This is a genomic window from Arthrobacter sp. 'calajunan', from assembly GCF_046940185.1.
Classification (GTDB): domain Bacteria; phylum Actinomycetota; class Actinomycetes; order Actinomycetales; family Micrococcaceae; genus Glutamicibacter; species Glutamicibacter soli.
In genome coordinates this window covers 56,428-69,477 of record NZ_JBKZDY010000005.1, presented here as the reverse complement: position 1 = coordinate 69,477, position 13,050 = coordinate 56,428, and the positions used below count along the sequence as shown (strand labels likewise).

At 64.6% G+C, this 13,050-nt stretch carries 14 protein-coding genes; 8 read left to right on the top strand and 6 right to left on the bottom strand.

Going from position 1 to position 13,050, the window contains the following annotated elements:
* Positions 1–14 precede the first annotated feature (14 nt).
* The 3 genes from RF641_RS09420 (at position 15) to RF641_RS09410 (ending at position 1,443) form a co-directional block, all read left to right on the top strand.
* Positions 15–797: a TIGR00730 family Rossman fold protein gene (locus tag RF641_RS09420; RefSeq protein ID WP_053798455.1), complete on the top strand. Its 783-nt coding sequence runs from the start codon at positions 15–17 to the stop codon at positions 795–797.
* A gap of 4 nt (positions 798–801) precedes the next feature.
* Entirely contained in the window at positions 802–1,152 is a 351-nt protein-coding gene (locus RF641_RS09415; RefSeq protein ID WP_053798454.1) for a DivIVA domain-containing protein, read from the top strand.
* A 123-nt stretch (positions 1,153–1,275) separates the two neighbouring features.
* The gene (locus tag RF641_RS09410) at positions 1,276–1,443 is read left to right on the top strand and encodes a DUF3117 domain-containing protein (RefSeq protein WP_082123932.1); all 168 of its coding nucleotides are present in this window, start codon (positions 1,276–1,278) and stop codon (positions 1,441–1,443) included.
* 81 nt (positions 1,444–1,524) lie between these two features.
* Here the strand turns inward: RF641_RS09410 and RF641_RS09405 are convergent, their stop codons facing one another.
* Positions 1,525–2,175 (bottom strand): O-methyltransferase, encoded by a 651-nt coding sequence (locus tag RF641_RS09405; RefSeq protein ID WP_424573048.1) that lies wholly within the window; start codon positions 2,173–2,175, stop codon positions 1,525–1,527.
* Between the two features lie 148 nt (positions 2,176–2,323).
* Here RF641_RS09405 and sigE point away from each other — a divergent pair, with 148 nt between their 5' ends.
* The 3 genes from sigE (at position 2,324) to ltrA (ending at position 5,387) form a co-directional block, all read left to right on the top strand.
* A complete protein-coding gene (gene sigE / locus RF641_RS09400; protein ID WP_424573047.1) occupies positions 2,324–2,947 on the top strand; it encodes an RNA polymerase sigma factor SigE in 624 nt (207 codons plus the stop codon).
* 65 nt (positions 2,948–3,012) lie between these two features.
* Entirely contained in the window at positions 3,013–3,414 is a 402-nt protein-coding gene (locus RF641_RS09395) for a sec-independent translocase (protein ID WP_047119560.1), read from the top strand.
* A gap of 629 nt (positions 3,415–4,043) precedes the next feature.
* A complete protein-coding gene (ltrA, locus tag RF641_RS09390) occupies positions 4,044–5,387 on the top strand; it encodes a group II intron reverse transcriptase/maturase (RefSeq protein ID WP_424573046.1) in 1,344 nt (447 codons plus the stop codon).
* 140 nt (positions 5,388–5,527) lie between these two features.
* On the opposite strand, the gene RF641_RS09385 is transcribed toward ltrA, so the two are convergent.
* The 3 genes from RF641_RS09385 to RF641_RS09375 form a co-directional block, all read right to left on the bottom strand.
* Complete coding sequence (locus RF641_RS09385; protein WP_424573045.1) at positions 5,528–6,634, bottom strand: Mrp/NBP35 family ATP-binding protein; 1,107 nt, start codon at positions 6,632–6,634, stop codon at positions 5,528–5,530.
* 2 nt (positions 6,635–6,636) lie between these two features.
* Positions 6,637–7,239: a DUF1003 domain-containing protein gene (locus RF641_RS09380; RefSeq protein WP_047119558.1), complete on the bottom strand. Its 603-nt coding sequence runs from the start codon at positions 7,237–7,239 to the stop codon at positions 6,637–6,639.
* 88 nt (positions 7,240–7,327) lie between these two features.
* A complete protein-coding gene (locus tag RF641_RS09375; RefSeq protein ID WP_424573044.1) occupies positions 7,328–8,566 on the bottom strand; it encodes a magnesium transporter MgtE N-terminal domain-containing protein in 1,239 nt (412 codons plus the stop codon).
* A 144-nt stretch (positions 8,567–8,710) separates the two neighbouring features.
* Here RF641_RS09375 and RF641_RS09370 point away from each other — a divergent pair, with 144 nt between their 5' ends.
* Positions 8,711–9,610, top strand: coding sequence for a general stress protein (locus RF641_RS09370; protein ID WP_202605319.1), 900 nt, complete (start codon positions 8,711–8,713; stop codon positions 9,608–9,610).
* An 84-nt stretch (positions 9,611–9,694) separates the two neighbouring features.
* Here RF641_RS09370 and RF641_RS09365 read toward each other — a convergent pair whose 3' ends face one another.
* Positions 9,695–11,242 carry an aminopeptidase P family protein gene (locus RF641_RS09365; RefSeq protein WP_424573043.1) on the bottom strand — a complete coding sequence of 516 codons (1,548 nt, stop codon included), beginning with the start codon at positions 11,240–11,242 and terminating at the stop codon, positions 9,695–9,697.
* Between the two features lie 68 nt (positions 11,243–11,310).
* On the opposite strand from RF641_RS09365, the gene RF641_RS09360 reads away from it, so the two are divergent.
* Positions 11,311–12,162, top strand: coding sequence for a PHP domain-containing protein (locus tag RF641_RS09360; RefSeq protein ID WP_424573042.1), 852 nt, complete (start codon positions 11,311–11,313; stop codon positions 12,160–12,162).
* Here RF641_RS09360 and RF641_RS09355 read toward each other — a convergent pair.
* The gene (locus tag RF641_RS09355; RefSeq protein WP_424573139.1) at positions 12,159–13,001 is read right to left on the bottom strand and encodes a DNA-methyltransferase; all 843 of its coding nucleotides are present in this window, start codon (positions 12,999–13,001) and stop codon (positions 12,159–12,161) included. The genes RF641_RS09360 and RF641_RS09355 overlap by 4 nt on opposite strands.
* Positions 13,002–13,050: the final 49 nt, after the last annotated feature.

The following is a 13,050-nucleotide window of genomic DNA, read 5'->3' as shown; positions in this document are numbered from 1 at the left end:
GATAGAGTGAAGCTATGGTTCATAAGCGTAAGAGTGAAGAGAGTGCTCGTGCTGGCGGACGGAGGCACGTCGAGGCGAGCTGGCCTGGCAAGAAGTCCGAAGAGCAGCTTGACCGCTACCTGCTTGAGAGCCCGCAACCGGATGTAACGCATACCGATGTGTGGCGCGTGTTGCGCATCCAGTCCGAGTTCGTCAGCGGTTTCGGCACCCTGTCCAGCACCGGCCCTGCCGTTGCCGTGTTCGGTTCGGCGCGCACGGATCCCGACAGTCCTTACTACAAACAGGCCTACCGCGTGGGGGAGCTGCTGGCGAAGGCCGGCGTCACCACGATTACCGGCGGCGGTCCGGGAACCATGGAAGCCGCGAATATGGGCTCGGCTGACGCCGAAGGCATTTCCATCGGTCTGGGAATCGAACTGCCCTTTGAAACCGGGCTGAACGCTTGGGTGAACAAGGGCATCAACTTCCGCTACTTCTTCGTGCGCAAGACCATGTTCGTCAAGTACTCGCAGGGCTTCATCGTCCTGCCCGGCGGTTTCGGCACCTTGGATGAACTATTCGAGGCGCTCACGCTGGTCCAGACGCAGAAGATCACTAGTTTCCCGATCGTCCTGCTGGGCACCGAGTACTGGGGCGGCCTGGTGCAGTGGCTCAAGGACACGGTGGCCAGGGAGCGCTGCATTTCGGAAACCGACCTCGACCTGTTCACGGTGACCGATGATCCGGACGAGGCGGTGCAGATCGTGCTGAACGCAGGGCGTGCGGCATCCAAGCGCCCGTCAATGGACAGGAGCTAGCTGGATGCCGCTTGTACTGGTTTTCCTTGCGCTGCTAGTCGTCGGCGGGACCGCCCTGTTGCTTTCCGGGCGTCGTCGGGCCGCCGATGCGGGGCGTCATTTCGAAGCGGTTCCCGAACCCATCGTGGGTTTGGCGGAGCCGGAAGCCTCGCTGCCGCCGGTGCTGCTGCCCGAGCATCCGCGGGCCACCGATGTCGACAAGGTGCGCTTCTCGCTGGGTCTTCGCGGCTATCGCTGCGACCAGGTGGACGACACCCTGGATGTCCTCGCGGCGGAAATCACCCGGCTGGAAAATGTGATTCGTGACATCGAGTCACGGCGTGTGATTAGCGACACGGCGGAAAATTCGCAATAATAGGAGACAAGTGGCCCCTAATCAGAGATGAATTACACCTGAAGATGGGCCAGGCATGCGGTTGTGCGGACGGCGAATGAACTTGCCGCCCCGTACCAGCCACGGACGAAGGGAATTGCTTACATGGCTGCGATGAAGCCACGCACCGGTGACGGTCCGATGGAAGTCACCAAGGAGGGGCGAAGCCTGATCCTGCGGCTGCCTATTGACGGCGGTGGACGCCTCGTTGTCGAGCTGAACAACGATGAAGCAACTGAGCTGCGCAACTGCCTGGTTGATGTCACCGAATAGCTAGAGCCGCCGGTTCGCAAGCCGGCCGAAACAAGTAAGGACCGACAATCTGTCGGTCCTTTTTGTGGTTGCGGAAGATTCCTAGCGCACCCGGGCCGCCGGCAGCACCGAAGCGACGAACAGCCCCTGCTCGCTGGGCAGCAAATGGGTCTGGATCTTCGGGTCCTCACGCAGCAAACGCAGCGCGTCGCGGGTGGCTACGGTGGACGGGCGGCGCACGGCCGGCTTGGACAGCCGGTGCTCGTCGAACGCGTTGTTGATGATGATGACCCCGCGCGGGCCGACGAGCCGCTTGGCTTCGGCCACGTATTCCAGCAGCAGCTCGGCACCTGCGTCGATCAGCACCAGGTCGTAGGCGTGGTCCGCCAGGCGTGAGAGCACGTTCTCGGCCCGCTCGTTGATGATGCGGGCGTGGGCCGATGGAACTCCGGCCTCGCGCAGCGACTGGCGCATCGCATTGGCGTGCTCAAGGTTGGACTCGATCGCAGTCAGGGTGCTCTCCGGTCCGAGGACCTCGAGCATCGCCAGCGACGCCACACCGACACCGGGGCCGATCTCCACGAGGTTGCGCGGCTGGCGCAGGGAACAGATCACCTGCAGCATCGAGCGACCGGCAGGATCGATGCAGCGCACCCCCAGATCGGCAGAGCGCTCGCGAACCAGCGCCACGTGCTCCTTCTCGTGGACCTGGGTCTGGGCATAGCTCCAGCTCGCAAGAAGTTCTGGATTCATGGAAGGCATCGGGGACAAGTCCTAGGGATCGTGCGTATCGGGACAACACCAATGTTACCCACACGACCGGCATTGCCCCGCAGAACTTGATATCCTCCGCGCAGGCGATTCTTAGCTGTAGCTCAGCTTCGGCGCACATACTTTAAGTGTGAATGATGCACAAAATGACTCAACAGCCACCCTGGCAGTCCCCGAGACTGTGGTTCCGTCCTGGGATCAGATGGTTCACGAGCATGGTGAGCGCGTCTTCCGGCTGGCCTACCGGCTCACCGGAAACCGCCAGGATGCCGAGGACCTTTCGCAGGAGGCATTCGTCCGTGCGTTCAAGGCCCTGGACAAGTACACCCCGGGCACCATGGGCGGCTGGCTCCACCGCATTACCACCAACCTGTTCCTCGACCAGGCGCGCCGGAAGAGCAAGATTCGCTTTGACCGGTTTGCCGAAGGCTCCGAGGACCGGCTTCCAGGAGAGGTGCTCTCCCCGGAGCGCTACTTTGAATTCCACAATCTCGACGTGGATGTTCAAGCGGCGCTGAAGGCGTTGACCCCGGAATTCAGGGCAGCAATCGTCCTATGTGACATGGAAGGGTTTTCGTACGAAGAAGTTTCCCGCATCCTGGACGTGAAGCTTGGCACCGTGCGTTCACGCATCCACCGCGGACGGGCGATGCTGCGCGATGCCCTGGCGCACCGCAACCCGTCCAACAAGCCGGCCAAGACCATGTCGCTGCCGCGCATTCCGTTGGGCCGCCGCACTGCAGCGCAGGGCTAGGACACCTTTCGGCCGCAACGCCGGTGGCTTAGTGAGTTGGTCTCGGACAAGGTAATCTTGGTGTTGTGGATTTTCTAGGTATCAATGGCGGCGAGTTCGTTATTCTCGCCATTATCGCGGTCGTCGTGCTCGGCCCCGAGAAGCTTCCTGAATACGCCAAAAAGCTGGCGAACCTCGTCAAGGAAATTCGCCGCATGGCCAACGGAGCCAAGGAGCAGTTGCGCGAGGAAGTCGGCGACGAAGTTGCCGACATGGACTGGCGCAAGCTGGATCCGCGCCAATACGACCCTCGGCGCATCATCAAGGAAGCGCTCATCGACGAATTCGACGACGCGGTCAACGTGGCCAAGGGCAAGCCTTCCTCGGTCGAGGCAGCCCCGGTGCGCACCCCCGTGGCCACCCATACCGCCACCCAGGCTCCGCTGGGCGTGAACGAGAGCGCCCCATTCGACGACGAAGCCACCTAGACCAGCAAGCCACCATAGACGGCAGAAGATCTCCGGTCCTGCAGTTCTCGAACTGCAGGACCGGGGATTTTGTACGCCCAGCATGGGCATCTACTTGGAGGTGAAAGTCCTCTGGCCGGGAAGATGGTTTAAGGCCTAGCCAATGGCAACTGCGTCACCGCGAGGTGGGGTGGGAAGGAAGCTGGAGGCAAAACTCTGCACTGAGGAACACGAACCACATAGAAGGCATGTTCGTCGGGGTAAGCCAGCAAAAGATGGTGAAGCCCGTCCCATCGGTTTTGTTCCATCAACAAACGGCGGATGTGTAAATGTGGCAGGCGCAGGGGGAAAGTGGATGTTCTTATCTGGGGAGGTCTGTCCCAGTGCGTTATCAGCAATGCTGGTGAAGCGATCTTGTCCGTGAGGGCGGGATTGATGGGACAGAAGTCAGCAGAGGTCATAGTACCTGTCTGGGAATTCACTTCGGGCGAGGAGCCCGAGCGTAAGCCCGAGACCTGTTGTGGTCGATGACGGAGGCAGGGAAGGGCTGAACGCTGGGAATTGAGTATCTGAAGCATTGATGCTCGTGTTCATTGCTGTAATCGCAGTCGCCCATTTTTCGTGGGGCGGAAGAAATTTAGGAGTGCTCGATGGAACCTTTGGTCTCTTCGTCTTCTTCTGTGCGTAGTAGTGAACCGGTGGTCGGTGGGGAGGAGCTCAGGGATCAGGGAGTTGACTTGTGGGAGCAGGTGTTCTCGCGGGGCAACTTGCTGGTTGCATTGAAACGTGTTGAGCGGAATAAAGGTGCTGCCGGTGTCGATGGACTCCAAGCGCATGAACTGCGCCAATGGTGCCATGAGCACTGGATAGAGACCCGGAAGTCGCTTGATGCAGGAACGTATGCGCCGTTGCCGGTGCGTCAGGTGATGATTCCGAAGCCTGACGGCGGTCAACGGATGCTGGGCGTTCCGTCCGTGCTGGATCGGTTGATCCAGCAAGCTCTCGCGCAAGTCTTGTCCCCGATTTTCGATGAGGGGTTCGTGCCGGTGGCCTATGGATTCCGGCCGGGCAAGAGCGCCCATCAAGCCGTGGTCGTGGCTCGTACGGTCATTGAGCAGGGCTATCGGTGGGTGGTCGAGGTTGACCTTGATGCATTCTTTGATCGGGTGAATCATGACGTGCTCATGTCCAGGGTTGCGCGGAAGGTGAAAGACAAGCGAGTCCTGAAGCTGGTCCGGAAGTATTTGAAGGCCGGAATCATGGCCCAGGGTGTTCGGAGGGAAACGAGCGAGGGTACCCCGCAGGGGTCTCCGTTATCGCCGTTGCTCTCGAATATCATGCTGGATGACTTTGATCAGGAATTCGCCTCTCGGGGGCACCGTTTTGTCCGTTATGCGGACGATATTAGGGTGTTCGTGAAGTCGAAGCGTGCTGCCGAACGGGTGCTGGATCAGGCGACGAAAGTCCTTGAACAGCGCTTGAAGCTGAGGGTGAATCGGCAGAAATCAGTGATCAATCCGGCGAATGTAGCTACTTTGCTGGGTTTTGGTTTCTACTTCGTCAAAGGACGGAAGGTCGGGATTCGGGTTGCTCCGAAGGCGTGGTTGCGCATGAAGAGACGGATCCGTGATCTGACGTCTCGGCGGTGGAGTGTGTCGATGGGCTACCGCATCGGTGAACTGAACAAATGTGTTCGGGGTTGGATGGGCTATTTCCGGCTGGCGATGACTAGCAAGAGGTTCACCGTCCTGGACAAATGGTTCAGGCGTCGGTTGCGTCAGATTCGCTGGAAGGAATGGAAGCTTCCTCGCACTCGGGTGGCGAATCTTCGTCGCCTCGGGATTGTGAAGGATATGGCCTATCAGTGGGGGGAAAGTTCGCGCGCGTATTGGCGTGTGGCGAAGTCCCCGATTCTCCATCGTGCCTTGCCTACCACTTATTGGGAGGATCTGGGTGTGGTGTTCTTTCGCCGGGCGTGGGATCGGTTTCAATGACTTGGCGAACCGCCGGATGCGGGCCCGCATGTCCGGTGGTGTGAGAGGTGGGGGTTAGACACCCCCACCTACTCGATTTTGCCCTATTCGCCAGGCTCCGGCGCGTTTCGCGCGGACAGCGCTGGAATATCCGCCGGTCGCTACTGGATTGACATCGGCAGGCTGCGCCCGGCCAAGCCGCGGGGACGCTGGCCCAACGATTCGGCCAGCGCGGACAGCTCGATGGCGCTCTGGGATTGCGGGGCGGAGAGCACCACCGGGGTGCCCTGGTCCGAGCCTTCGCGCAGGGCTTCCTCCAGGGGCAGCTGCGCCAGCAGCGGCACCGGGTAGCCCAGCTGGTCGCTCAGCGATTCGCTGAGCTTGGCGCCGCCGCCGGAGCCGAAGATTTCCATCCTGCTGCCGTCGGGCATTTGCAGGTGGCTCATGTTCTCCACCACGCCGATGACCTTCTGCTTGGTCTGCAAGGCAATGGTGCCGGCGCGCTCGGCCACCTCGGTGGCGGTTGACTGCGGGGTGGTGATGACCATCAGTTCGCTGTTGGGCAGCAGCTGGGACACGGAGATCGCGATATCCCCGGTGCCCGGCGGCAGGTCCAGGAACAGGAAGTCCAGATCCCCGAAGTAGACGTCGGACAGGAACTGCTCCAGCGCGCGGTGCAGCATGGGCCCGCGCCAGATCACCGGCTGGTTCGAATCCAGGAACATGCCGATGGAAATGACCTTCACCCCGTGGGCCACCGGCGGCAGGATCATGTCATCCACCCGCGTGGGGTTCTGGTTGATGCCCATCAGCGACGGGATGGAGAAGCCGTGCACGTCGGCGTCGATCAGCCCGACCTTGAAGCCTCGGGCGGCCAACGCGGTGGACAGGTTGGCGGTGATGGAGGACTTGCCCACCCCGCCCTTGCCGCTGGCCACCGCGATGACGCGGGTCAGCGAGGCGGGATCGGAGAACGGGGTGCGGCGGCTGGCCAGCTGCTCGCGCAGGGCCGCGCGCTGCTGCGGATCCATCACGTCCAGGACCACCTCGACCTGGTCCACGCCCGGCAGCGGCAGCAGGGCCGCGCGCACGTCGGCCTCGATGGTGGAGCGCAGCGGGCAGCCGGCGATGGTCAGCAGGATGGTAACCTCGGCGCGGGTGCCGTCCAACCGAGCGCCGCCCACCATGCCCAGCTCGGTGATGGGCCGGCGCAGTTCCGGGTCGATGACCGTGGCCAGCGCCGTGAACAGTGCTTCGTTCGAACTCACGACTAGATGTTCTTTCGGTTGGAATTCTGGCCCGGCTGCACCGTGTCGATGAGGCCGGTCTGCGGGTTGCCGCCCTTGGACTTGCGCTTGGCGCGCAGGTTCAGCTCTTCGCCGTCGGCGGTCTCCAGCAGCTCCTCCAGCACGTTGCGCAGCTCCGAGCGCACGTAGTCGCGCGTGGCGACATCGCGCAGCGCCAGGCGCAGGCTGGCCAGCTCGCGGGTGAGGTACTCGGTGTCGTAGAGGTTGCGTTCGGCCCGCGCCCGGTCTTCGGACAGCGACACACGGTCGCGGTCGTCCTGGCGGTTCTGCGCCAGCAGCAGCAGCGGCGCGGCATAGGAGGCCTGCAGCGAGAGCATCAGAGTCAGCGCGGTGAAGCCGATGGAGGCGTCGTCGAAGCGCCAGGCCGCCGGGGCCACGGAGTTCCAGATCAGCCAGAAGGCGCAGAAGATCGTCATGTAGAGCAGGAACTGCGGGGTGCCCATGAAGCGCGCGAACTTCTCCGTCGTGGAGCCGAACGCGTCGGGGTCCGGGGAGAACTTCGGCCAGAAGCGTTTGCGGGCTGCAAGGGGAGTGTCCAGGCCACTGGTCTTGCGCTGTTCAGCCATGGTGGTGAACTCCTTTGCTACTGATCTGTGTCGTTCGGCTCCGGGCTGCGCCGGGGCCGGGTGAACCGGCGAGCCGGTTCCAAAGTTCTTAGTCCTGCGAACGCCAGTCGTCGGGCAGGATGTGGTCGAGCACGTCGTCCACGGTGATCGCCCCGACCAGGCGGCCCTCCTTGTTGGTCACCCCGACGCTGGTCAGGTTGTAGGTGGCCAGGTGGCGCACGACCTCTGAGATGTTCGCCAGGTCGGACATCGGCTCCAGCTCGGTGTCCAGGATGTCGCCCAGCGGTTCGGGCGGGGCGGCGCGCAGCAGCGCCTGGATGTGCACCTGGCCCAGGTAGCGGCCGGTGGGGGTCTCCAGCGGCGGGCGCACCACGTACACGGTGGAGGCCAGGGCGGGGGAGAGCTCCTCCATGCGCACCGAGGCCAGCGCCTCGGCGACGGTGGATTCGGGGGTGAGGATCACCGGAACCGGGGTCATCACCGAGCCGGCGGTGCCTTCCGGGTAGGCCAGCAGGCGGCGCACGTCCTTGGCCTCCTCCTCGTTCATGAGTTCCAGCAGCTGGTGCTTGGTTTCCTCGGAGACCTCGGAGAGCAGGTCGGCGGCGTCGTCCGGGTCCATTTCCTCCAGCACGTCGGCTGCGCGCTCCAGGCCCAGCGCGGAGAGGATCTCCACCTGCTCGCGGTCAGGCAGCTCCTGCAGCACGTCGGCCAGGCGCTCGTCCTGCAGGTGCGCGGCGATTTCCAGGCGGCGCTTCTCGTTCATCTCATGCAGCGCGTCGGCGAAGTCGGCGGCCTTCATGTCGTCGTGCGTGGCCACGAAGGTGTCGGCTGACTGCGGCTCGCTCTGGTTGCCGTGGCGGATGTCCTCCCAGGAGACCAGCACCTTGTCGCGCTTGCGGCTGCGCAGCCCCAGCAGTCCTGGCGCTGCCACGCCGCGCTGCACGTAGTACTGGTTGATTTCCCAGTCGCCGCGGCGGGTCTGGGCCAGGCCGATGTCCTCGATGACGCCGCGGCCTGAGCCGTCGGTGAAGGTGATGGTGCGGTCGAACAGCTCGGCCACGACCAGCAGCTCCTGGCCGCGCTGCTGGAAGCGGCGCATGTTGACCAGGCCCGAGCAGATGATCTGCGTGGATTCCATGGACTGGATGCGGGTCATGGGCACGAAGACGCGGCGCTTGCCGGGGACCTCGACCACGACGCCGACGCAGGCCGGCGGCTTCTTGGGTCCGCGGGAGACCACGACGACGTCTCGCAAGCGTCCCAGGCGGTCGCCCAGGGGGTCGAAGACGTCCAGCCCGAGCAGCCGGGCGACGAAGATTTTAGACACTTGTGAGCTCACCCTTCTAGGTTATCGTGCCCGGTGCCTTCGCGCGGTGCGCGGTGACACACCCGCGGCGCGGATTCTTTCGCCCTCAGTGATCCCCGCTTCACTACTGGGTGCAAACACAGCATCACCGTGCACAATATAGATATGACCTCGCCACAAGGAGTAAATTCGATCAGCACCAACGGCTTGCCGCGCGGCGAGCTGCTGGGGCGTTACACCAGCTATCTCGACGCCCAGAAGCTCGTGGACTACCTGGCCGACAACGACTTCCCGGTGGCCTCCGTGACCATCGTGGGCAACGACGTGCGCACCGTTGAGCGCGTGACCGCCAAGCTGTCCTACCCGAAGGTCGCGTTGGCCGGCGCCGCGCAGGGTGCCATGATGGGTCTGTTCGTGGGCCTGCTGCTCTCGCTGTTCGGCGGCGGCAACGGCATCTACCAGATCCTGTCCGCCATCGGCCTGGGCATGGCCATCTGGATGATCGCCGGGGTGATCAGCTACTCGACCCGCCGCGGCAAGCGCGACTTCGCCTCCTCCAGCCAGTTCGTGGCCACCAGCTTCGACGTGGTCGTCGACTTCGAGAACGCGCAGGCCGCCCGCCAGCTCGCCTCCAAGCTGCCGATGCGTCCGCACGCTCCGGCCCCGAACATCCCGGGCTCGAATCTTCCAGGGCAGCAAATGCAGCCGACCGCCCCTGTCCAGCCGGCGGCTCCGGCGACCGTGCAGGCTCCGGGCGCAGCCCAGCAGCCGGCCCCGGCTTCCGCCGACGCCCCGAGCGGCCAGTTCCCGGACCTTCCGGATGGACGCCCGCGCTACGGCGTACGCGTGCAGCCGACCCCGCCGGCAACCGGGCAGCCGGCAGCAACCCAGCAGGCCCAGCCTGCCTCCCCGGCCCAGAACCTGTCCGAGGTCGAGCCGACGGTTGAGATCGGCCGCCGCAAGGACCAGGACCAGGCCTCCGATCAGGACGGCACGGATGAGCCAGCGCAGCAGCACTCTGCTGCGGACGCGCCGGAGGAAACCCGCCAGGACAAGAACTCCTAGCCGCAAGCGGCAACACGAAAGACCGCTGGCCTTCAGCCAGCCCCTCGGGGCGGATGAAGGCCAGCGGTCTTTAAGCCGGGGTGCTTAGCCGCGCAGCTTGGCCATCCAGGCCTCGACGTCGTCGGCGGTGCGCGGCAGCGAGGCGCTCAGCGACTCGCCGCCGGTGGCGGTGACCAGGATGTCGTCCTCGATGCGCACGCCGATGCCGCGGTACTCCTGCGGGATCGCCAGGTCCTCGTTCTTGAAGTACAGGCCAGGCTCGATGGTGAAGACCATGCCCTCTTCCAGCTCGGCATCCAGGTACAGTTCCGCGCGGGCTTGGGCGCAGTCGTGCACGTCCAGTCCCAGGTGGTGGCTGGTGCCGTGCGGCATCCAACGGCGGTGCTGCTGCCCCTCGGGGCTCATGGCCTCGTCCACGGAGACCGGCAGGATGCCCCAGTCGGCCAGGCGCTCGGCCAGCACGCGGGTGGCGATCTGGTGCAGGTCGCGGAACTTCAGGCCCGGCTTGACCGCGGCGAAGGCGGCGTCGGCGGCGTCAAGCACCGCCTCGTAGACGCGGCGCTGGACGTCCGTGTACTTGCCGGAGACCGGCAGGGAGCGGGTGATGTCCGCGGTGTACAGCGAGTCGGCTTCGACGCCGGCGTCCAGCAGCAGCACCTCGCCCTCGTTCACGGCGCCGTTGTTGCGGATCCAGTGCAGGATGGTGGCGTTGTTGCCACAGGCGGCGATGGTGTCGTAGCCCAGGTCGTTGCCTTCCAGGCGGGCGCGGGCGAAGAACGAGCCTTCGACGATGCGTTCGCCGCGTTCGTGGGCGATGGCCGAATCCAGGTTGCGCACCACGTCCTCGAAGCCGTTGATGGTCGCCGCCACCGACTTGCGCAGTTCGGCGATCTCGTAGTCGTCCTTGACCAGGCGCAGCTCGGAGACGAACTCGGCCAGCTCGTTGTCCAGCGCGTCGGAGGCTTCCAGATCCTGCGAGGTGTTGATGCGGCTGGTGTCCACCAGCGCCTCGACGTTCAGGTCCACCTGGCGCACCAGGCGGATGCGGATGCCGCCCATGGCCTGCGGGCCGGAGTTCTTGGTGATCGCCAGTTCCAGCTGCTCCAGCGAATCGGTGGGCATGCCGGTGCGGGCGGACATGGTGCTCAGGGTCGGGCGCGGGCCCACCCAGAACTCGCCGGAACGCGAATCCAGGTAGAAGTCCGAGGAATCGCGGCCCGCCATCGGGGCGAAGTACAAGGTGGCTGAGTGGTTGCTGCCGTTGTCGCCGGCGCCGTCGTCGGTCGGCTCCAGGATCAGCACTGCGTCCGGCTCGTGGTCGACGCCCAGGCCGGTGAGGTGGGCGAAGGCCGAGTGCGGGCGGAAGCGGTAGTCGGTGTCATTCGAGCGGACCTTCAGCGGGCCGGCGGGGATGACCAGGCGCTCGCCCGGGAAGGCGGCGGAGAGCTTGGCGCGGCGGGCGGCCGCGTAGTCTGCGGACGGATCGGCGTCCGGCAGAGCCGAGGTGTCGGCGGCCCAGTTCGAGGCCATGAACTGCTTGAAGGATTCGGAGGTCGGACGCTGCGAACGGTTGTTCACGCGGTCTTCCAATGGCTGGTCGCTGCCCGAAGGCGATGAAACTTGATTGGTCATAACTTCAAGTGTGTCACCATCAGCTATGCGCCACCAAAGAACGTGTGCACTTCGATATTCTAGGGAGTATGCGAATCGACCTGCACACCCATTCCAACGTTTCCGACGGCACGGAAACCCCGGCCGAGCTGATCACCGCGGCGGCCGCGGCGGGGCTGGACGTGGTGGCGCTGACCGACCACGACCAGACCAGCGGGTGGGACCAGGCACGTGTTACCGCGCAGGAACTGGGGATCGGGTTCATTCCCGGCATGGAGATCACCTGCCAGGATTCGCACGGGATCAGCGTGCACCTGCTGTCCTACCTGCACGACCCGTCCTACCAGCCGCTGCTCGACGAGCTGGCCGTGTCGCTGAATTCGCGGATCGTGCGCGCCCAGCGCATCGTGGAACGGTTGGCCGAGGACTACCCGATCAGCTGGGAGCTGGTCACCGAGCATTGCCAGCCCGGGGCCACGGTGGGCCGACCGCATATCGCCGACGCGCTGGTGACCGCAGGGGTGGTGGCCCATCGGAACGAGGCGTTCGCCAACATCCTGTCCTCGCGCTCGCGCTACTACGTGTCGCATCCTGCCATCAACCCCGCCGCGGCGGTGCGCCTGGTGCGCGAGGCCGGCGGCGTGCCGGTGTTCGCCCACCCGAAGGCAGCGCTGCGCGGACGGGTGGTGCCCGAATCGACGGTCCACGAAATGATCGAGGCCGGGCTGGGCGGGGTGGAGGTCTACCACCGGGACAACAGCGCCGAGGGCAAGGAGCAGCTGCTGGCGCTGGCGTCGGAGCACGACTTGATTGTCACCGGATCCTCGGACTACCACGGCACCGGAAAACTGAACCGGCTCGGCGAGAATCTCACCGAGCCGGCCATGCTGGAGCGCATCCTGGCGCAGGGCACCGGAACCAGCGCGCAGCTGCAGTCCTAGTCGACGGGGCGCGGCACCGGGGCCGGGGAGCCGTCCAGGGTGGCGAACACCGTGTTTTCGGGCAGCCGGGCGTGCATGACCTCGATCGCCTGAGTGTTCTGGTCGATCAGCACGAAGCGGCGTTCCATCTTCGCGGCCACCGCACCGGTGGTGCCGGAGCCTGCGAAGAAGTCAAGCACCCAGTCGCCGGGCCGCGAAGAGGCCGCGACGATGCGCCGCAGGATGCCCTCGGGCTTCTGGGTGGGGTAGCCGGTCTTCTCCTTGCCGGTGGGGGAGACGATGGTATGCCACCACACGTCGGTGGGCAGCTTGCCCTTCTCCCGCTTTTCCGGCGTCACCAGGCCGGGCGCCATATAGGGCTCGCGGTCGACTTCCGCCGAATCGAAGTGGTAATTCTTCGGGTTCTTCACGTACACCAGGATGGTGTCGTGCTTGGCAGGCCAGCGGCTCTTGGCCCGGGCCCCGTAGTCGTAGGCCCAGATCAGTTCGTTCAGGAAGCACTCGCGGCCGAAGATCGTATCCAGCAGCACCTTGACGTAGTGCACCTCCCGGTAGTCCAGGTGGACGTAGAGGGTGCCGTCCTCGGCCAGCAGCCGGTAGGCCTCCAGCAGGCGCGGCTCGATGAAGCTGAGGTAGTCCTCGAAGCTGTCGTGGTAGGAGCGCGACTGGCCGATTTCCGCCGTGTAGCTGCGGCCCTTGAACCCCACGTGGGTGCCTTCGCCTTCGTCGGCGCGGACCATGGTGCGTTCGGCGCGGGTCTGCTTGCGCCCGGTGTTGAAGGGCGGATCCACGTAGATCAGCGTGAAGCTTTCATCGGGCAGGTTTGCCAGCACCGACATGTTGTCGCCGTGGAACACGGTGTTGCCCGCGGCCGGGGCGCTCACCGGG

Coding starts and splice junctions, on each gene's coding strand:
- ltrA (WP_424573046.1), top strand. CDS start 4,044: ATGGAACCTTTGGTCTCTTCGTCTTCTTCTGTGCGTAGTAGTGAACCG.
- RF641_RS09410 (WP_082123932.1), top strand. CDS start 1,276: ATGGCTGCGATGAAGCCACGCACCGGTGACGGTCCGATGGAAGTCACC.
- RF641_RS09365 (WP_424573043.1), bottom strand. CDS start 11,242: ATGACCAATCAAGTTTCATCGCCTTCGGGCAGCGACCAGCCATTGGAA.
- RF641_RS09355 (WP_424573139.1), bottom strand. CDS start 13,001: ATGTCGGTGCTGGCAAACCTGCCCGATGAAAGCTTCACGCTGATCTAC.
- RF641_RS09420 (WP_053798455.1), top strand. CDS start 15: ATGGTTCATAAGCGTAAGAGTGAAGAGAGTGCTCGTGCTGGCGGACGG.
- RF641_RS09370 (WP_202605319.1), top strand. CDS start 8,711: ATGACCTCGCCACAAGGAGTAAATTCGATCAGCACCAACGGCTTGCCG.
- RF641_RS09415 (WP_053798454.1), top strand. CDS start 802: ATGCCGCTTGTACTGGTTTTCCTTGCGCTGCTAGTCGTCGGCGGGACC.
- RF641_RS09360 (WP_424573042.1), top strand. CDS start 11,311: ATGCGAATCGACCTGCACACCCATTCCAACGTTTCCGACGGCACGGAA.
- RF641_RS09380 (WP_047119558.1), bottom strand. CDS start 7,239: ATGGCTGAACAGCGCAAGACCAGTGGCCTGGACACTCCCCTTGCAGCC.
- RF641_RS09405 (WP_424573048.1), bottom strand. CDS start 2,175: ATGAATCCAGAACTTCTTGCGAGCTGGAGCTATGCCCAGACCCAGGTC.